Genomic DNA, 19443 nt, shown 5'->3' with positions numbered 1-19443 from the left:
ACAGTGAAGCACTTTAAACGATTGAAAGATTTTTTGATTAAAAACAAATGGTCCTATATATTAGGAGTACTTTGGCTTTTAATTGTAGACGTACTTCAATTACTTGTACCAGAAGTACTACGAAGATTTACTGATGATGTTTCCTCGGGTCATTTAACCCGCGAAGGTTTATTACGTTACGGACTTTATATTATTGCAATAGGAATCGGTATTGCATTTTTTCGATTTTTGTGGAGAATGTACATTATTGGTGTCTCAAGAAGGTTAGAATATGAGCTTAGAAATAAGCTATTTACTCATCTCCAATCTCTTTCTACCAACTATTATAATACACATAAAACAGGTGACTTAATGGCTCATGCTACTAACGATATAAATGCAATACGAATGGCTTTGGGTCCTGGAGTAGTAATGATGACAGATGCAATATTTATGACTGCAATAGCTATCTCTATGATGTCTACTACTACAGATCTACGTTTGACTTTTTTTGCATTAATACCTCTGCCATTTTTAGCATATGCCATAGGCAAGTTTGGTAAGAAAATAAATGCTAGATTTAAATCTGTTCAAGAAGCTTTTTCAGCTTTAACTGATACTGTACAGGAAAACTTTGCTGGAATAAGAGTAATAAAATCTTTTGTTCAAGAAGAAGCCGAAGTTAAGAAGTTTAGTGATAAAAATAGGTTTTTATTCAATAAAAACATGACTTTAGTAAAGTTATTTGGAATGTTTCATCCTTTTATTCAATTAATGGCATCTCTTAGTTTTTTAATCGCTATTTTTTACGGAAGCACATTAGTAATATACGGACAAATATCCCTAGGTGACTTTGTTGCCTTCAATAGTTATTTATCTTTGCTTGTTTGGCCAATGATGGCTATAGGATGGGTAATTAATATGCTCCAAAGAGGGGCTGCATCTATGGAAAGAATAAATAACATTTTGGATGTGGAACCAGAAATAGTAGATGCACCAGATGCAATTGATCTTGATAATTTTAAAGGGGATATTGTATTTGATAATGTTACTTTTAAATATCCTAATAGCGACTACAATGCCTTAGAAAACTTTTCTGTATACATACCATCAGGTAGTAGCTTAGGCATTATAGGGAAAACAGGTAGTGGAAAAACAACAATTATTAATCTACTTTTAAGGCTTTATGATATAGAAGAAGGGACAATTTCTTTAGACAATCATAATATAGACAAAATCAAACTAAAGTTTTTACGAGATAATATCGGGTACGTTGACCAAGACAGCTTTTTATTTTCAACTACAATTGCAGAAAATATAGCCTTTGGTGTAGATAACTTTTCTATGGATGAGGTTGAAAATGTAGCAAGGATTGCTGAAGTTCATGAAAATATTATAGACTTTACTAATGGATACGAAACCTTTGTGGGAGAAAGAGGTGTGACGCTTTCAGGTGGTCAAAAACAAAGAACATCCATAGCTAGGGCGCTAATTAAGAAGCCTCAAATATTAATTTTTGATGACTCTCTATCGGCTGTAGATACGGATACAGAAGAGAAGATTCTCCAAGGTCTTAAAGATGAAATGAAAAACAAAACAACAATACTTATTGCTCATAGAATATCCACTATTAAAGATTGTAATGAAATCATAGTATTAGATGAAGGCAAAATTGTTGAAAAAGGCAACCATCTTCAGCTATTGCAGAGCAAAGGTTTGTATTATGAATTTTATCAAAAACAGTTACTTGAGGAAAAAATATATAACGAGTAGATAGTTAGGGGTGTAGACAATGAGTAACATTCACAATGAAGAAGTATTGGGTAAGGCCTATGATTCTAAGCTAATGGCTCGGCTTTTAACATATGCTAAACCCTATTGGGCATGGTTATTAATATGCATTATGCTTCTTATGGTCATTGCAGGTATTGATCTTGCAGGACCTTATTTAATAAAAGTAGCTATAGATGAACATATTAATATTTACGATAGACCTATAGCAGTTTATGATATTCCCCCAGAAGGTAATAATAATGTTATCTTTTTTGAAGACAAATATTATATTACACTAAATAAAGACAAGGAGAATATTATCGAAAGCTCCTATAAAAATGTACAATTAGTTAGACACAATAAAGATACCTTTTTAGTTGATGGTTATTTTAATTTACAGAAAAATGATTTTACTATTGTAGAAAAGGATGGACAGTTTACTATAAAAACTAAGGTTGGAAGCTTTAATGCGCGTAAATTAACAAGGAATGAAGTTAAACTATTTAGGGAAAATGACGTTTCATCCATACGTAAACTAGGCCTATTCTATTTTGCTATAATTATTGCTGGATTTATACTAAACTATGTTCAAGTGTATTTGCTAAATTATACAAGCAATAAGATTATATTTAATATTAGAGAAGAATTATTTACTCATTTAGAAGGAATGTCCTTAAGCTTTTTTGATAAAAATCCAGTAGGCCGTTTAGTTACTAGAGTAACCAACGATACAGAAACATTGCAAGAGATGTATAGTGCAGTTTTGGTCAACTTGTTTAAGGATTTATTTTTAATACTAGGAATTATTATTATAATGATAGGAATGAATATTAGATTAGCTCTACTATCCCTTACGGTTGTTCCTATAATATTAATAGCAACAACTATATTTAGAATAAAAATTCGCAAAGCTTATAGAGAAGTGAGGGTAAAACTAGCAAAAATTAATGCTACATTAAATGAAAATTTTACTGGGATGAAAACTGTACATATTTTCAAGAGGGAAAAACAGCAGGCAGAACAGTTCGATAGTATTAATAAGGAATATTTAGAGGCTAATAAAAAGGAAATTCTTATTTTCTCCATCTTCCGTCCATCTATGGAGATAGTCAGATCCTTAGGTATTGCCATTATTATTTGGTATGGTAGTGGTCAAGTAATTAGCCAATCTATACAGTTTGGTGTTTTAATTGCCTTTATCGACTACTTAAAACAGTTTTTCCAACCAATAAATGACTTAACAGAAAAATATAATATTCTTCAATCTGCAATGGCATCATCAGAGAGAATTTTTGCACTACTCGATAAAGATCCAGATATTATTACGCCAGCAAAACCTAAGAATATTGATAATTTACAAGGAACCATTGAATTTAAAAATGTTTGGTTTGCATATAACAACGAAGACTGGGTTTTAAAGGACATTAGTTTTAAAATAAACTTTGGAGAATCCGTAGCCTTTGTAGGAGCCACTGGAGCAGGTAAATCCTCAATTATCAACTTAATTAGTAGATTTTATGATATTCAAAAAGGCGAGATACTAATTGATGGTGTTAATATTAAAGATATCTCTCTATCTACCTTAAGAAAAAATATAGGGATAGTGCTTCAGGATGTATTTATGTTTACCGGTACTATAAAAGATAATATAGTTTTAAATAATTATGATATTTCCGATACAAAGGTACAGGAAATTGCTCAGTATGTTAATTCCCATCACTTTATAGAAAAGCTTCCTAAAAAATATGAAGAACCTGTAATGGAAAGGGGTTCTACACTTTCTTCTGGACAAAGACAACTACTTGCATTTGCTAGGGCATTGGCAACAGATCCTTCAATATTGGTTTTAGATGAAGCCACTTCTAATATAGATACGGAAACAGAGGAGTTAATTCAAGATGCAGTTGTAAAGCTAATCAAGGGTAGAACTTCAATAGCTATTGCTCATAGACTATCGACCATTCAAAACTGTAATAAAATTATGGTTCTTCATAAAGGGCGTCTGCGGGAAGTTGGAAATCATCAGGAACTGTTAGAAAAGGAAGGAATTTATTATAAGCTTTATCAGCTACAGTATAAAGAAAGTATGTAGTATATCATTCAAATTAGGTAAAAATTTAATAAAAACAGCAGAAATATATAAGACCCTATCTTTAAAGATAGGGTCTTATTTTTAACTAATATGAACTATTATTTAACCTTCTTGCAAAAATCTATTTTCATACATTTCACATTCATCTAAGGTACAGGTGTTAACAACACAGTGTATGCAAGTATATACTCCACAATTCCTAGATTCTTTTAGTCCTTTTTCTTGTTTCTTATCCTCTTTCATATTTTAACCCCTTCCTTAGATAAGTTTTATTTGTAATATTATTATAAATTATTATCATTTGTTTGTCAATTGAAATAATTATTATTTTTATTTCATTTTATAATTATATATATTGCTTAAAGATAATAATATTATAATTACAATACATAGAATCCTCTATTTTAGAAGATTCATCAATTAACTAATCATAAAGAAGGAACTATATATTTCTAAATAAAGATTTAATTTTGCAATTTCTTAAATATTTATTGCATTTTTTCTTGCAAAAATCAAATTTATTGCAAGAATTTTATCTAATGACTGATAATTTTAAAACATATTGTTCACATCCAAATTTGATTAACAGGTATTCTTTTATCATCATTACAGTTTGGACAGTAAAAAAGATGTACGCACCGATGACCTTCTACACCATCAATCCTTTGAGTTATACTTTTATCTAAATATGGGCTGTAATCATCAAAGTAATCTTCTATTGCACCTCTTGCATCCATTTGATTACCACAATCAGAACATTTTACTATGTAACTTGCCATTCCATTACAAATAGGACAAACCCATTCCATAAAAATACCTCCTACCTACTGGCTTTTTAATACCAGGTATTTTATCCTTATATGCTAGTTTTATAAAATAAATAGGACATACTCTAAGCTTTAAGGATACTCACATATATTGTATGTTTTTTCAAAAAAAATAAACAAGCTATTTTTAGTAGCCTGTTTGTAGACCTAACCTATTTACTATACTTTTCAAAAATATCATCCAAGGCTTCCCTAAGTAAAAACGCTTCTGTCTTATCTGTTTTCTGAGACAATTCTGCTAACCTTTCAAGTTGTGTCTTTGTATAATAGCTGGACTTTAATACCATACTTTCACTTTCTGCCATATAAACTCGGTTTTTTCCTTCCTTTTTCGCCCTAAAAAGCGCACTATCAGCAGCTCTAAAAAGATCTACAGAATTTTTAGCATTTCTAGGATAATTAGCTATACCTACACTAATACGTATATTAATTTCCTTTTTCTTTTCTTTATCTCCTAGAGCGAATGTATTTGCTTCTAAATATTTTCTTATCTCTTCAATCATAATAAATCCAGTTTCAGAAAGTGTATTAGAGAATATAACACTAAATTCATCTTTATTTGATCTACATACTAAATCATCACTCTTTAAGTTTTGTTTTAAAATAGATGCCATTTTTTTCAACACTTGATCCCCTATATATTCTCCATAATAGCTATTAACAGTGTTAAAATTATCTATATCTATCGAAGCCAATGTAAAAGTCTCATTTAAACTAGATATTTTATTCTCAACTACAGATAAAAGTTCTGCCTTTGTCATAATTCCTTCTATACTTTGAAGCATAAATACCTCACCCCTTTTATATTTTTTCTTTAGATATATATGTACCCATATATATGTGCTATTCACTTTTAAAAGAACTTTTTTCTAATTTATCAAACTCTAATGCCTATAATCACTCCGTACAATAGCTTTCCAGTAATAAAGCTTGTTGCTATAGAATATGTATGAATATAGTTAAATAAAGCTTTACGCAAGGAGGTAATTGATTGAAAAAATCTTCTTTTATTTACGGAACAATTTTATTAGTTATAGTTAATTTTCTAGTTAGATCCCTTGGGTTTGTATATAAAATAATACTCTCAAGATTGATAGGACCAGAGGCTATAGGTCTATATCAGATGGTGTTTCCTTTTTTAATGTTACTTATTACAACAACATCTGCAGGCATTCCATCAGCAGTATCTAAACTTGTAGCTAAGGAAAACTCTTTAAATAATAGAGAAGGCGTTTATAAAATACTAACTATATCTCTTTTTATTGGCGGAACCTTATCTTTAGTTTTATCCATATTGGTGTCGCTTAATATGGACTTTATTGTTACTAAAGTATTAAAAAATGAGGCAATATTCTATCCAATTTTATTTACAATCCCTGCCATAAGCTTAATAACTTTTGCTAGTATAATAAGAGGTTTTTTTTATGGATTAAAAGATATGAAACCTCCTGCTAATGCACAAATTATAGAACAATTATTTCGTATAATATTTGTACTATCCTACTTAGTATATAAAAAGCCATCCAATCCTGTTCTAGCTGCTACCATAGGGATTATTGGAGTTTCACTCGGAGAATTTTTCGGGCTAATATACTTGATATTTAAGTTTAATCTAAGAAAGTTAAATCCTAGAAGGCATCTTATAAAAATCTATACGGTGTCTTCATTGAAAGTAGCTAGTAGCATACTATATATATCAATACCTATTACTATAGGTAGGTTAGTTTCATCATTAATACAAACAGCAAGTTCAATTCTAATACCACAGAGATTAATTATTGCAGGATATACAAGCTCTGAGGCAATTCAAATCTTTGGTAAAATAACCGGAATGGCAATGCCACTATTGTTTCTACCCTTTACCGTCACGTCTGCCTTAGCAATTAATATTATTCCAAATATATCAGAACAAATGGCAATCAATAATATGGATGATGTTAGTGAGCAATGTAATTTAGCAATAAAAATAACATTGTTAGTAGCTATTCCAATAACTATTATATATACTGCATTCGGAAACCATCTAGCACAACTAATTTACAACCAAGAAGACGTAGGAAGCTATTTATCTATAATAAGCTATTCAACCATATTTTTATGTATGCAGCACACTTTATCTGGTATTTTACATGGAATGGGAAAACAAATAATTACTACAATTAACTATTTACTAGGCATGGTAATTCAGCTCTATTGTACATATTTTTTAATTTCTAATCCGAAATATGGTATAAATGGTTTCTTTATCGGATATATACTTTCGGCTTTCGTTATTTTTGCCTTAAATTTTATTACGTTAAAACGGGCTATTAAAATTAGACTTTCTATATTGCAATTGTTAATTAAACCAACAATATTATCCAGTCTAACAGCTTTATCAATGTTATATATTTATAAAGCATCTTATCTAGTTACAACTAGTAATTTCCTAAGCACTATGGTTTCAGCATTATTAGGGGGCATATTGTACTTGCTTTTATTATCTATAACTAAAACCCTAAATATTAAATCGATTATAAAAGAAATTAAAGGATAGGCCGATATGAAGTGCACCCCAATTGTTAGACAAAAAATCTAACTTTTTGGGTTCAGTTCAATAGCCTACCCTTTAATTTCTTTTACAAGTATACTATTTAATTATTTCAATATCATCACCAGGTTTAACTATACCACCTTTAATTACTTTAGTAAAAATACCTTCTTTAGGCATTACACACTCTCCTACAGTATAAAAAATAGCACATTTTTGATGACATTCTTTACCTATTTGTGTTACTTCTTGAATAGTTTCACCTATTTTTAATTGAGTACCTACAGGTAGTTCGTATAGAACGATACCTTCAGTAGTTATGTTTTCAGCAAACTTACCAGGTTCTAATCCATCTGCTCCCATTGCTATTGCTTTATCTATACTTTCCTGAGCTAGTAAACTAACCTGTCTATGCCAATTTGCTGCATGAGCGTCTCCTTCCAAGCCAAAGTCTTCAATAAAAACTCCCTCTTCAATTTGATCCTTTGGTATTCCTTTTCTTCTACTAATATTAACTGCAACAACCTTTGCCAAATTTACTCCCCCTTAAAATGAATATCATATTAAATTAAATCTAGATATATACGATATCTCCAATATTATCTGTACTATATCCATCTAATTTTGCAATTTTACTAATAAACTCTTCACTCTTCATTACACTTATTAGTGAAGTAATTTTTTTGTCTTCCAACATTTCCTTGGAAATACATAGATCATAATCCTCCCAAGCTATAGGAATAAAATCTAGTCCCATAGCCTTCGCCGCAGACAAGACTCCCATTCCACAATCTGCAGACTTACCTGCTACTGCTGCTGCTACAGCCATGTGTGTATTAAATTCACGATCATAACCTCTAATATCAGAGGCTGTTATCTCATTTTTATCCAAATAATAGTCCAGTAAAATTCTAGTGCCTGCTCCTCTTTGTCTATTAACAAATTGAATATCTGATCTAGTTAAATCTTTGACATATTGAATATTTAAAGGATTACCTTTTTTAACCATTAGTCCTTGACTCCGTTTTACAAACTTAATTATAGCATAATCTGAACTATTTAGGTACTTTTTAATATAGGAGTTATTATAATCTCCAGTTTCTTCATCCATAAGATGTATAGGAGATATATGACACTCTCCTTTTTTCATAGCCATTATACCACCTAAGCTTCCTACATGTGCAGATGATAAAAACACATTTGATCGATTTAAGTGTAGCTCATTTGACAATATATCCATTACTAAATCATGACTACCAATAGAAACAATAGTGTTATTTATTTCACTAATAGATTTCAGCAGTTGAACTTCTACCTCTATACCCGCTTCATATCCCTCTACCCTTTGGGGTACTACAAGTATTCCATCTGCTTTTACTAAAGACATAGTAACTCCTGCTCCTCTATCTAATGGAGTAGCTATTACTTTATCATTCACAACACCTAGCTTTAACCTAATAAATTCTTCATGTTTTAGTGACGATACAATTCGGCGTGATAATATACTATTTACCTTTTTATGTTCATCTAACATCTGTCTATTATATTGAAATAAAAGTGGTTTTACAAAAAATTCGAACACAAAATATGCAGATACAGGATAACCTGGAATGCCTATTACAGGTTTACCATTTACAATTGCTAAAATAGCTGGTTTTCCCGGTTTAGTTGCAACTCCATGTATAAGTACATCTCCAATTTCTCTAAGGACATTTACTGTATAGTCCTTAGAGCCAGCAGAAGATCCCGCATTAATGACTACAATATCATTTTCATTTGTAGCCTCGATTATTTTGCTTTTAATAAGGTCGTATTCGTCTGGAACAACTTCATATTTTTTAGGTATACCATTGTACTCCATTACCATAGCAGCAAACATACTAGAATTAGTATCTATAATTTTACCTATAGATAGCTCTTCCTCCACTTGTACAATTTCTGAACCAGTAGGAATAATTCCAACCCTAGGCAGTTTATAAACCTCTAAATTAATAATTTGACCTGCTAGCAATGCTCCTATGTCCATAGATCGTATATTATGATTTGCACTTATAATAAGTTCACTTTCAACTATATCTTCCCCTATAGGTCTAACATGTTGCCAAGGTGTTGCCGGCTGACGAATCTCTACAGTATTTTCATCCACTTCTACAACATCCTCAATCATAATTACAGCATTATATGGATCTCTTATATATCCACCTGTATTAATATAAATAAAATTTTCCTCTAGTTTTAGATAAACTGGATTACTTTCTGTTGCTTCAAAAGTAGCATTCGAAATTACAGCAATACCATCCATAGCAGCAGCATTATAATTTGGAGAGGATTTCTTTGCGAAAACTGGTTTAGTTGTAACTCTATTTAAACTTTCAACAACAGGTATAATTTCTGTATTTATGCAACTATTCAATGAATTAATTTCTGAAAAATACTGTTTCTGAGCTTCTTCTAACGGAATATTTGTTAGATATATATTTCTGTCCTTTTTCGTCATGATATTATCTCCTTTTACTATTAAAATAAGAACACTCTAACTTTTTCTCCCTTTATAAGTCCTTCTTGATTTGTCTTAATTTTAACATATCCTCTTGCCTTTGCCATCATAGAAAGCATTCCTGATTTCCCATAAACCGGTTCAATAACTGTCTTATCTATTTCTTCTCTTATATTAACCATTACATAATGCTCCCTGCCTGGAGCAGAAGGAATGTTAACCGAAATCTCTCCTTCTATATACTGGTTAATTACTTCTTCATTATAGTAAATATTATTAATTAAAAAACTTACAAAAATTTTATATATAACAAGGGCAGAAACAGGTTGTCCAGGCAACCCAAATAAAGCTGTAGTACCTATTTTCCCGACTATAGTAGGCTTGCCTGGTTTAACTGATACTCCATGAATAAATACTCCAGGAGAGCCAATATCATTAATTACATCCTTTGTAAAGTCCTTATTTCCCATAGAACTTCCACCTGAGATTAAAACAATATGACTATTTTTAACACATTCTTCAATCTTATTTTTCAATAAGTCTCTATGATCCTTAACAATAGTCCTCTCTATTACATTACAACCATCTTCAATAGAAGCTGCAGATAAACTATATGTATTCATATCTTTTATTTGTCCCAATTTTAAATCTTCTGTAGGTGAAACTAATTCATCACCAGTAGAAATTATGCTTACTCTAAGCTTTTCATAAACATCTATATTAATAGTTCCTATTCCAGCTAACATGCCTATATCTTGCGGTCGTAGTTTATGGCCTTTTTTAAAGATAATATCCCCTCGTTTAAGATCTTCACCTTTTTTTAAAACATTTTCTCCAGGAGCAACTGGTCTTTGGATACATATATCATTTCCCAAAACCTCTGTATATTCAATCATAACTACACTATCACATCCTTCAGGCAGCATTCCGCCTGTTGGTACATAATAGCAGTTCCCAGTCCGCACAGTTACATCTGCTTTTTTACCCATTTCTATTTGATCTTTGTACTTTAAAAACCCAGGGACACTTTCACTAGCACCAAATGTATCTTTAGATATAACTGCATACCCATCTACCGTAGAACGATCAAACCCAGGAACATCTATTGGAACAATAATATCTTTAGCTAAATACCTACCAACGGCATCTAATATACTTATATTTTCTTGCTTTAATGAAAAACCACCAAAGGCTTCTCTTATTTTATTTTTTGCCTCTTCTACAGTAACTGTATTTAATAGTTCCATGTTAGCACTCCTTTGAAAAGTGAATTCCTATTTAATTATGTACTTCGATAATAACAAATAATTCCCTGCTAATTTTAACAAAATAAAAGTCATCTAATGTTTATCCCATTGACTCCCGTTACACTTGTAATTTATATTTTCTTACATAATAAAATAACCCCCAATAATAGGGGGTTAAAAGTTCATCCAAGATGCCGTTAGCTGCAAAATTCACACCCTCTCCTCACTGTAAGGTGGGTGAAATATTTTATTATTTCGAAGTCCACTCTAGGGCGGCTTTTCGTCCAAATAAAAATATAATCTCCCGGATGTCTATTGTAGGTTGAATTTTACTAAGCCTTACGAACACCTCAGAACTCGTTTATCACTTGTTTATATAATTATTATATACTAAAATCATGTTTTTATAAAATGAAATTTTTGCCTTTAAAGCTCATTAAGCCTGTAAATTCAGCAGATATTACGGAATTACTCTAGTTTAAAGCTTTTTGCCACATATTTTCAATGCATTTATCAATTTCTTCTTCATTTAGTGTCTCTTTATCTAAAAGATTTTCAGCTATTGAATAAACTAACTCTCTATTATTTTCAATAAGCAGTTTTGTTTCATCATAAAGTCTTTGCATCTCATTTCTAGTAATTTCAGCTAGTTTCCTATCCGCCGAGCCTTGATGTCCAAATAATATATCATAATTAATCATACCAATTTCTTCACTCATACCAAACTGCTTAATCATGGCTACTAATATTTCCGTTGCTTTCTGTATATCATTACTTGCACCAGTAGTAACATTATCAGCACCAAATATTAGTTCTTCTACAATTCTACCTGCTAATGCAATTTTAATATTATTTATCATTTCTTTTTTTGTATTATACATTTTATCAGGAGGAATGTTCATACTAAATCCCCCTGCTCCTTTTGTACTAGGAATAATAGTTACCTTTGTAACCTTATTTTCGGGACAGAGTAGCTTAGTGACAACTGCATGACCGGCCTCATGATAGGCAGTAATTCTTCTATCTATATTTCTAATATTACTTCTATCTTTTTTCTCATCTCCAGCAATTACAGTATAAAAAGCTTTGTCTATATGAAGAGCAGTAATAGCTTCTGCATTTTCTCTAGCTGCGTTAATAGCAGCTTCATTCATAAGATTTTCCAACTTCGCGCCACTAAAATACACCGTTTGCTCCGCTATACCCCTTAAACTAAGACTAACTGCAATTGGTCTATCCTTACTGTAAAGTTTTAAAATTTCATGCCTAGCATTTAAATCTGGCAGACCAATTTCAATCTGCCTATCAAATCTTCCTGGCCTTAAAAGAGCTTCATCTAATGTGTCTAATCTATTGGTAGCTGCTATAACTACAATACCTTCACTACCCTTAAAACCTGACATTTCAGTTAAAAGTGCATTTAAAGTTCTATCAGATTCGTCGCTCCCACCTAGTCCACCACGGTCTCTTTTCTTACCAATAGCATCTATTTCATCTATAAATATAACACATTTACCTTTTTCCTTAGCCTTTTTAAATAATGATCTAATTCTACCAGCCCCTAGTCCTGCATATATTTGCACAAAATCAGAGCCTGACACCGCTAAAAAATCTACTCCCGCTTCACTTGCTAAAGCCTTAGCCATTAGAGTTTTGCCTGTTCCTGGAGGACCATATAAAATTATACCCTTTGGCATTCTAGCTCCATATCTTTCATACTTCTGTGGGTTTTTTATAAAGTCAACAAGCTCCATAATATTCTCTTTTGCTTCCTCGTTACCTGCAATATTACTAAATCTTATATTCGAATCTTTTTCAGTTGAAATCTCTATATTCGACATTTTGTCATATTCTTTAGAAACTTGCTGTGAATTATTTTTCGATAAATAAATTGCCACTCCAGCAAAAGCACCAATAGCTACAATAGCTAAAGCTAGTTGTCCAGGTGAATACTGATCGCTTGATTCTTTAACTTCTATATTTTTAACTAACATGCTCTCTTTAAATCCATCTATCCTAGGATTATCTGTTATAAATTGTTCCCCATCCTTAAACTCACCCTTTAACTGGGCAGAGTCCGATATAGATACAGATTTAATCTGCTTATTATCAACCTTTTCCATAAATTCTATATAGGAAATTTGAAGCACTGGTTTTTTAAACTTCATACTAAATATAAAAGTGATAGTCAGCAATAAAAACACTACAGATATTAAAATAATTACAATTCTATTTTTATTCATTTTTAATTTTTGCACACAAAAACCCCCTTTGATTTTTAAATTTAAAATTTAATATGTAAGAGGGCGGTTTACATAATATATTAACATAATATTAATGAGATGTAAAGTTATAAAAATATCATATCAAAAATCTAAGTCTTATACCTGAAATTCGAAAGTACAAACATCCCTTACTTCTCTACAAAGAATGTTACATTTTTTATTATAATATCAACAGTCCCGTCACCATTTCTTTTAACATGAAACTTTAAATTATCGTCAAAACAATCACGATCATTTTTAATATCGAATCCTGTATCAGTTTTAATTGATTTTTTCTTAAGCTTTTTTTCTACCCAAGGCTTATCAACCTCAAAGCTAGTTATTTGAAAACCATTACTATTTAGATGATCTATATAATCATTTTGTATTTCCTCGTTACCATCCATAGCATCTTCTACAAAGCCTCTAATATTTATTTCTTCTTCCTTCTTTAAATTATTAGACAAAGTCTCCCTTACTTTTGTAGCCTGCTCTATGTCCTGTCTTAATTGACTTCTTACCCATTTTTCTGTAATATTTTTAAACATTTTTGTTTTATCTTTACTATCTACTAATATATTACTATTTAAAAAATCCTTTACAAAGAAGTTTGCTACTTCATGATCCTGGTCCGCAGACTGTTGTTTATCTAGTACTACTAAGTCATATTCTTCGTTGGCTTCATATAGCTTAATAAATGCACATTTTTGTAATCTTTGACCTGCACCAGGAAGGCCTATTTCTTGCGGAATAATAGATACCTTAAACTTATCTCCTATATACTCAACATCATGTATATATGACTTTCTATAATCCATTTTTAACAAGGCAATATATTTTATATTATCTACAGAATAAATACATACAACTAAATCACAGGACGATATATTTCCATGACTTTTCATTGCATTAAATAAATGCTGAGCGATTGTTTTAGAACTCTCAATAAAACATTCTTCTCCATATAGCATAGCATCACAGTTATCTCTTACAATATTAGGACCACTTATAAACTTAGCTATTCTATTATCATCATCCTTTAAAGAACGTACAATGTGCCTTTCTAGAAGTTCATGAATCTCCTCTGTAATTTCCTGTTCGTAATCCGTAAATAAAGGTACATCCATTGTTTTGTCTAATACATGTATAATAACATGATGTAGAATAATACTGTTTGTCTCTCTCATATATATACACCCTTCCAATTACTTAACATTTTAAAAACTTATTTGATGCTATCACATCGATTACCGCCGTACTTTAAATTTCAAACTCCTACTTCTTAAAAAACACTAATGATTTATACTTTCTTAGACTATAAAATAAGATACCAGAAAACTAGTATCTTATATGTAATATATAATTTTGTACTATTTTTATTATACTAGTAAATCAACATGTAATCCACTCTATTATAGAGTAGATATTCCTCTTTTTTTATTCAAATAATTTAAAAAGTTCTCTTTAATCTTAATATGATTTTCGTACTCTTTTTCCCCTATTAACCCCTTGTCTTTATAATCCTTTAATATGTAAATGAATTGCAAGGATAATTCCTCCAGACTATTCTCTAAGGTTCCTAACATCTTTGCCGACTCTAATTCATCCTGTATAATTTCTTTTCCCAAATTCAACTTTATCCCCCCGTTTGTTTTATGCATAATTCCGAAGTGCATAAATTTTTTTATATGTATCAGTTCTATATACAGTTGAAAAATCCTTCTTTTTACTTAAAGATCGCTGAAATTTTTTCAATTTTTGAAAAATTTCCATTAATAGTGTTTCTATATTTTTTATTATACTATATATAGTCTTTATTAACATATTATTACATAAAACTAAAATAAAATTTAAATTTAACGGGAGTACAGATTCAATTTATACGGTTATATGTTTCCACTTACCAACTCTAAATCTCCATAAAAGAATAAAATATCTAATAATCTGATCGATACAAATAGCTAACCAGGCACCAATTAATCCATATCCTAAGCCATTAATAAACAGATAGGCTAGTGTAACTCGAACAAACCATATGCCAGCAAGAGTTGAAATTAGAGGCCATCTCGTATCCCCTGCTCCCCTCAATCCACCAGCATAGATTAATTGTGATGACTGAAATGGTTGAATAATAGCAATCATTTTTAAAACAAAAGAGGCTCTCTTTATAACTTCAGGATCATTGCTGTAAAGAGCTACTATTTGAGGCCCAAATATGAAAAATATAACACCTATGGCAGTAGCAACAATTGAACCTAGAAATCTTACTTCCTTACCATATTCCTCTGCTAACTCTTTATCTTCTGCCCCTAAACTTTGACCTATTAATGTTGATGCTGCCATACCAAATGCCATACCTGAGGTAAAAGACATAGATAAAATACTGAGTGAAACTTGATGGGCAGCATAAATTACTGTTCCTAGAGTGGCAACCACTCTAACGAAAAATAGGTTACCTGTTCTTAAGAAAAACTGTTCTAGAGCAGAAGGAAATCCTATTCTCATCAGCCTTTTTATCGTAGTTAAATCTACTTTATATTTATTTTTAAAATTTAACTTTATTTTGCTTTTCCCATTAAAAAGTATCCATCCTAACATTACCATAGATATAATTCTAGAAATAAGAGTCGAAACCCCTGCACCTGTAACACCTAGCTCTGGAAAACCCAAACGTCCAAATATTAAAACATAGTTTCCAAATACATTAAGTAAGTTAGAAAAAATATTTATCATCATAGGAGTTTTTGTGTCTCCAGCGCCTCTTAAAACAGCAGCAATAGCTAAAGCAAAGTTTTGAGGAAAAATACCATACAAAACTATTTTAAAGTAAATTAGTCCGATATCTATTACTTCTTTATCTGCACCCATAAATATATATATTTGTTTAGCAAGCATTACTGCAGGTATAACTACAAAAAAAGAAAGAAAAAAGGTTATATATAACAATTGCATAGTTGTATTATTTGCTTCAGATTCTTTTTTAGCACCTATAAACCTAGAAACTAAAGCTGTACCCCCGATATTTAAAGCTTGGAATACTGCCATGGCTAAAAATATAGGTTGATTAGTTAATCCAATGGCTGTAATAGCAGTTGTTCCAATTGATCCTATCTGCCCAGCCATCATCATATCAATAGCACCAAAAAGTGACACTAATACTAGCTCAGTAACAGCCGGCCAGGCAATTTCAATAACCCTACTTCTTAATATCTTTCTGTCATTTTTGGAGTATCGCTCCTTTGAATATGTATTTTCCACTGTAAATATCCCCCTGTTTATTTCGAAATACTAAATTTTCTACTACCATAGTATCATATTTAAGAATACTACGCAATATTCAGACATATTCAAAGACTTCTATCTATTTAAAGAAAGAATTATAAGCTCTATTTTTATATATTAAGCACACATTTTTCTTTAAAATATCATAGTTATTTTTCTTTTTACTTCTAGTTGTTATATTCTGTAGATGTTCTCTTTTCAGAGACATGGGTGATAGCCTATTATTCTTCTTCTTATTGCTAGTTGTTTTATTTAGCGGAAGAGGTATTTGTTGCTAATTAAAAGTATACTGATGCTATGGCATCAACCTAGAACATAAAAATAGAACTGATATCAGTTCTATTTTTATCCTTATAATATAGTTTATATATTCTTTACATATTTTGAAGCTTATTTCTAAGCTCTATTAAATCCTCTGGTAAGCTCGCTTCTACTTCTACTTCCTTTCTATACCTTGGCTGTAAAAAATATAAATATTTAGCATGCAAGGCTTGACGCCCTATCAACTCTCCATCATCTTTACCATAAAGAGTATCTCCTATTAGCGCATGCCCTATATGCTCCATATGCACACGTATTTGATGGGTTCTACCTGTTAATAATTTTACTTCAAGCATAGTTGCATTTTTATATCTTTCTAATACTTTAAATTCCGTAATAGAATCCTGTCCATTTTCATCTACAATCCTTTTTATAGAATCTGCAGAGGTTCTATGAATTGGCGCTTCAATTCTACCCTTATCCTCCCTAATTACTCCCCTAACAAATGCAATATATTTTTTTTCAATCTTGTCTTCTTGCATCTGTTGGGAAAGAACATGATGGGAATATGCATTTTTAGCAATAACTAATAGGCCTGAAGTATCCATATCCAATCTATTAACAAACCTGATTTTACAATTAACACCTTTATTCATCAAGTACCATGATGCTGCATTAGCAATCGTGTTATCTGGATGACTTTTTGTTGGATGAGTTACTATACCAGGCTGTTTATTTACTAATATTAAATCAACATCCTCATAAGCAACTTCAAAGGGAATATCTTGAGGAATAAAATGATTCGACTCTTCATCCATAACAATCTTAATTTCATCCCCATCTTTCACTGTTTCATGGTACTTATTATATTCTCCGTTAATAAAAACACTTTTACTTCGTTTTAATTTCGATAATAATCTACTTGAAAAATCTAATCTTCCTTTAAGAACCTGCTTTAATTCCTTTCCATCATCCTCATACTCAGCATCATATATAATTATGTCTTCTTTTTGCTTACTTTCTAATATCATTTTATTATCTACTCCTATTAATTTAATTATTTTTTGTTAAAGGGATTTTTTTATTACCATAGAACTATAATAAATATAGATACTTTAAATAATAAAGGAGAATGTCTATGGAGTCTACTAAAATCATCAATATTGTGCACAATAATGAAAAGTTATCTGTAGATACAGCATATAATTTAAAAAATTCATTAATTTCTTTGGGATATAAAGTAAGTAATATTTTTGATCATTCCGCCGAGTTAATTATTTGTATAGGTGGCGATGGTACGTTTTTAAGAGCTCTGAGAGATCATGGCTTTCCTAGTATTCCTATCATAGGCATAAACACAGGACATCTTGGCTTTTTTACAGAAATAACCCCTAAAGAAATAGATAGCTTTCTTTCAAAATATATAGCTAAGGACTATACTATTCAAGAGATTACTCCAATTGAAGCTATCATTTGTACAAGAAGCAATTGTATAGATGCAATAGGTATAAACGAAATTGTAATTAAAGGTGATAAATCTCGTACAATTCACTTAGACATTTATGTTAATAACAATCTAGTCCAGCGATTTAGTGGAGATGGAATACTTATATCAACCTCTACTGGAAGTACAGCTTATAACTACTCAGCTGGAGGAAGTATAGTAGACCCTAGCTTAAATGTTTTACAGATTACACCTTTAGCACCTATTAACACAAATGTTTATCGCTCTTTTACATCTAGTATTATTTTACCATCTGATGCAATAATTAAGGTAAATCCTGAATATCGTTTTGAAGATTATCTAGTTGTTGTTAGTGACGGTTTAGAGCATCGGCATAATAGTATTGTAGAAGTAGATGCAAGATTATCAGAGTCTAAAATAAAAATGGTTAGACTAGAAAGCTATGAGTTTTGGAGTAGAGTTACAAGTAAATTTTTATAATCTACAGGTATAGTTAAGAGTTATCTAAACCGATTGTTTTTTATATAAGATTTAGTGTGAAACTATTAGCTATCGAAGGAAGCATTAAAATAGACTAGGATAAATCCTAGTCTATTTTAATATCGCTCTAAAACATTCACTAAAATTTTCACCATCAAACCATAAAATTTTAGACTTTGATAGTTATTAATATTTTCAGCAAATTTATAAATCCATTTTAAAATTATATCATCTATTACTCTTTTCTGCACATCATAAAGAATAGATTCGCTGTCTTTATTCATTATTTCCCCAAGTTGATATAAAAATTCAAGCTGCAAAGAAATATGATCCGGTAAGTCTTTATAATCCTTAGAAACTTCAAATCCCCATTCTTTATAAAGCCTTTTTAGTAGAATGGCAGGTTCTTTCATTAACTTACCTGTACTATCCCAATATACAGATGCATAAGGAGGAGCTAAAAGTTTTTTATATCCTATAAACAATCTATGATACTCGGTTTTTAAATCAGAAAATAAATTTTCTGTATTTGTTGATGAGTATTCTTTTAACAAATCATCTAGCTCTTCCAATAGTTCTTCATTAATATTATTAGCAAAAACATCTTCTAAGTAGCCTTGAATCGTAAAATAAAGATTTCCGTTTTGTAAATGCTCAATAAATTCTTTATCTGGATATTGGAAAGTCAACATAAAGATACCAAATATTTTACTTCTTTCTCCGAGTGTCATATACATCGTATCACT

General features: G+C 30.7%; 16 protein-coding genes and 1 other RNA gene. 4 read left to right on the top strand and 13 right to left on the bottom strand.

The window, feature by feature from the left end:
* The first annotated feature begins 3 nt into the window (after positions 1 to 3).
* Both KQI88_RS04180 and KQI88_RS04175 read left to right on the top strand, forming a co-directional pair.
* On the top strand, positions 4 to 1752 hold the full coding sequence (locus KQI88_RS04180) for an ABC transporter ATP-binding protein (protein WP_216415073.1): 1749 nt from the start codon (positions 4 to 6) through the stop codon (positions 1750 to 1752).
* Between the two features lie 19 nt (positions 1753 to 1771).
* A complete protein-coding gene (locus KQI88_RS04175) occupies positions 1772 to 3844 on the top strand; it encodes an ABC transporter ATP-binding protein (RefSeq protein ID WP_216415072.1) in 2073 nt (690 codons plus the stop codon).
* Positions 3845 to 3946: 102 nt separating this feature from the next.
* Here KQI88_RS04175 and KQI88_RS04170 read toward each other — a convergent pair whose 3' ends face one another.
* From KQI88_RS04170 to KQI88_RS04160, 3 genes are all read right to left on the bottom strand, one after another.
* A complete protein-coding gene (locus KQI88_RS04170; protein ID WP_212378849.1) occupies positions 3947 to 4087 on the bottom strand; it encodes a hypothetical protein in 141 nt (46 codons plus the stop codon).
* Positions 4088 to 4410: 323 nt separating this feature from the next.
* Complete coding sequence (locus tag KQI88_RS04165) at positions 4411 to 4653, bottom strand: hypothetical protein (RefSeq protein WP_216415071.1); 243 nt, start codon at positions 4651 to 4653, stop codon at positions 4411 to 4413.
* 170 nt (positions 4654 to 4823) lie between these two features.
* Positions 4824 to 5456, bottom strand: coding sequence for a GGDEF domain-containing protein (locus tag KQI88_RS04160; RefSeq protein WP_216415070.1), 633 nt, complete (start codon positions 5454 to 5456; stop codon positions 4824 to 4826).
* A gap of 206 nt (positions 5457 to 5662) precedes the next feature.
* Between KQI88_RS04160 and spoVB the strand changes: the two genes are divergently transcribed.
* Entirely contained in the window at positions 5663 to 7207 is a 1545-nt protein-coding gene (gene spoVB / locus KQI88_RS04155; protein WP_216415069.1) for a stage V sporulation protein B, read from the top strand.
* A gap of 93 nt (positions 7208 to 7300) precedes the next feature.
* Here the strand turns inward: spoVB and KQI88_RS04150 are convergent, their stop codons facing one another.
* The 9 genes from KQI88_RS04150 to KQI88_RS04110 all read right to left on the bottom strand — a co-directional run bounded on the left by KQI88_RS04150 (position 7301) and on the right by KQI88_RS04110 (position 17783).
* Positions 7301 to 7735 carry an MOSC domain-containing protein gene (locus KQI88_RS04150; RefSeq protein WP_216415068.1) on the bottom strand — a complete coding sequence of 145 codons (435 nt, stop codon included), beginning with the start codon at positions 7733 to 7735 and terminating at the stop codon, positions 7301 to 7303.
* Positions 7736 to 7775: 40 nt separating this feature from the next.
* Complete coding sequence (locus tag KQI88_RS04145) at positions 7776 to 9698, bottom strand: molybdopterin biosynthesis protein (RefSeq protein WP_216415067.1); 1923 nt, start codon at positions 9696 to 9698, stop codon at positions 7776 to 7778.
* 20 nt (positions 9699 to 9718) lie between these two features.
* Positions 9719 to 10945 carry a molybdopterin molybdotransferase MoeA gene (locus KQI88_RS04140; protein WP_216415066.1) on the bottom strand — a complete coding sequence of 409 codons (1227 nt, stop codon included), beginning with the start codon at positions 10943 to 10945 and terminating at the stop codon, positions 9719 to 9721.
* A 179-nt stretch (positions 10946 to 11124) separates the two neighbouring features.
* Positions 11125 to 11305: non-coding RNA, 6S RNA (gene ssrS, locus KQI88_RS04135), on the bottom strand.
* Positions 11306 to 11418: 113 nt separating this feature from the next.
* Positions 11419 to 13203, bottom strand: coding sequence for an ATP-dependent metallopeptidase FtsH/Yme1/Tma family protein (locus tag KQI88_RS04130; protein WP_330656056.1), 1785 nt, complete (start codon positions 13201 to 13203; stop codon positions 11419 to 11421).
* 155 nt (positions 13204 to 13358) lie between these two features.
* Positions 13359 to 14396 carry a nucleoid-associated protein gene (locus KQI88_RS04125; RefSeq protein WP_216415065.1) on the bottom strand — a complete coding sequence of 346 codons (1038 nt, stop codon included), beginning with the start codon at positions 14394 to 14396 and terminating at the stop codon, positions 13359 to 13361.
* A gap of 225 nt (positions 14397 to 14621) precedes the next feature.
* Entirely contained in the window at positions 14622 to 14843 is a 222-nt protein-coding gene (locus KQI88_RS04120; protein WP_216415064.1) for a hypothetical protein, read from the bottom strand.
* A gap of 244 nt (positions 14844 to 15087) precedes the next feature.
* On the bottom strand, positions 15088 to 16467 hold the full coding sequence (locus tag KQI88_RS04115; RefSeq protein ID WP_216415063.1) for an MATE family efflux transporter: 1380 nt from the start codon (positions 16465 to 16467) through the stop codon (positions 15088 to 15090).
* Between the two features lie 398 nt (positions 16468 to 16865).
* Complete coding sequence (locus KQI88_RS04110) at positions 16866 to 17783, bottom strand: RluA family pseudouridine synthase (protein WP_216415062.1); 918 nt, start codon at positions 17781 to 17783, stop codon at positions 16866 to 16868.
* Between the two features lie 107 nt (positions 17784 to 17890).
* Here KQI88_RS04110 and KQI88_RS04105 point away from each other — a divergent pair, with 107 nt between their 5' ends.
* Positions 17891 to 18697, top strand: coding sequence for an NAD(+)/NADH kinase (locus KQI88_RS04105; protein ID WP_216415061.1), 807 nt, complete (start codon positions 17891 to 17893; stop codon positions 18695 to 18697).
* Positions 18698 to 18813: 116 nt separating this feature from the next.
* Here KQI88_RS04105 and KQI88_RS04100 read toward each other — a convergent pair whose 3' ends face one another.
* Entirely contained in the window at positions 18814 to 19434 is a 621-nt protein-coding gene (locus KQI88_RS04100) for a TorD/DmsD family molecular chaperone (protein WP_216415060.1), read from the bottom strand.
* Positions 19435 to 19443: the final 9 nt, after the last annotated feature.

Origin of the sequence: Alkaliphilus flagellatus (assembly GCF_018919215.1) — a bacterium.
Classification (GTDB): Bacteria; Bacillota; Clostridia; order Peptostreptococcales; family Natronincolaceae; genus Alkaliphilus_B; species Alkaliphilus_B flagellatus.
This window is presented reverse-complemented; position numbering and strand designations above follow the sequence as displayed.

What these genes read in the sequence shown, in the direction of transcription:
- KQI88_RS04165 (WP_216415071.1), bottom strand. Translation starts at nt 4,653, where the DNA reads ATGGAATGGGTTTGTCCTATTTGTAATGGAATGGCAAGTTACATAGTA.
- KQI88_RS04140 (WP_216415066.1), bottom strand. Translation starts at nt 10,945, where the DNA reads ATGGAACTATTAAATACAGTTACTGTAGAAGAGGCAAAAAATAAAATA.
- KQI88_RS04125 (WP_216415065.1), bottom strand. Translation starts at nt 14,396, where the DNA reads ATGAGAGAGACAAACAGTATTATTCTACATCATGTTATTATACATGTA.
- KQI88_RS04160 (WP_216415070.1), bottom strand. Translation starts at nt 5,456, where the DNA reads ATGCTTCAAAGTATAGAAGGAATTATGACAAAGGCAGAACTTTTATCT.
- KQI88_RS04145 (WP_216415067.1), bottom strand. Translation starts at nt 9,698, where the DNA reads ATGACGAAAAAGGACAGAAATATATATCTAACAAATATTCCGTTAGAA.
- KQI88_RS04175 (WP_216415072.1), top strand. Translation starts at nt 1,772, where the DNA reads ATGAGTAACATTCACAATGAAGAAGTATTGGGTAAGGCCTATGATTCT.
- KQI88_RS04110 (WP_216415062.1), bottom strand. Translation starts at nt 17,783, where the DNA reads ATGATATTAGAAAGTAAGCAAAAAGAAGACATAATTATATATGATGCT.
- KQI88_RS04105 (WP_216415061.1), top strand. Translation starts at nt 17,891, where the DNA reads ATGGAGTCTACTAAAATCATCAATATTGTGCACAATAATGAAAAGTTA.
- KQI88_RS04170 (WP_212378849.1), bottom strand. Translation starts at nt 4,087, where the DNA reads ATGAAAGAGGATAAGAAACAAGAAAAAGGACTAAAAGAATCTAGGAAT.
- KQI88_RS04100 (WP_216415060.1), bottom strand. Translation starts at nt 19,434, where the DNA reads ATGTATATGACACTCGGAGAAAGAAGTAAAATATTTGGTATCTTTATG.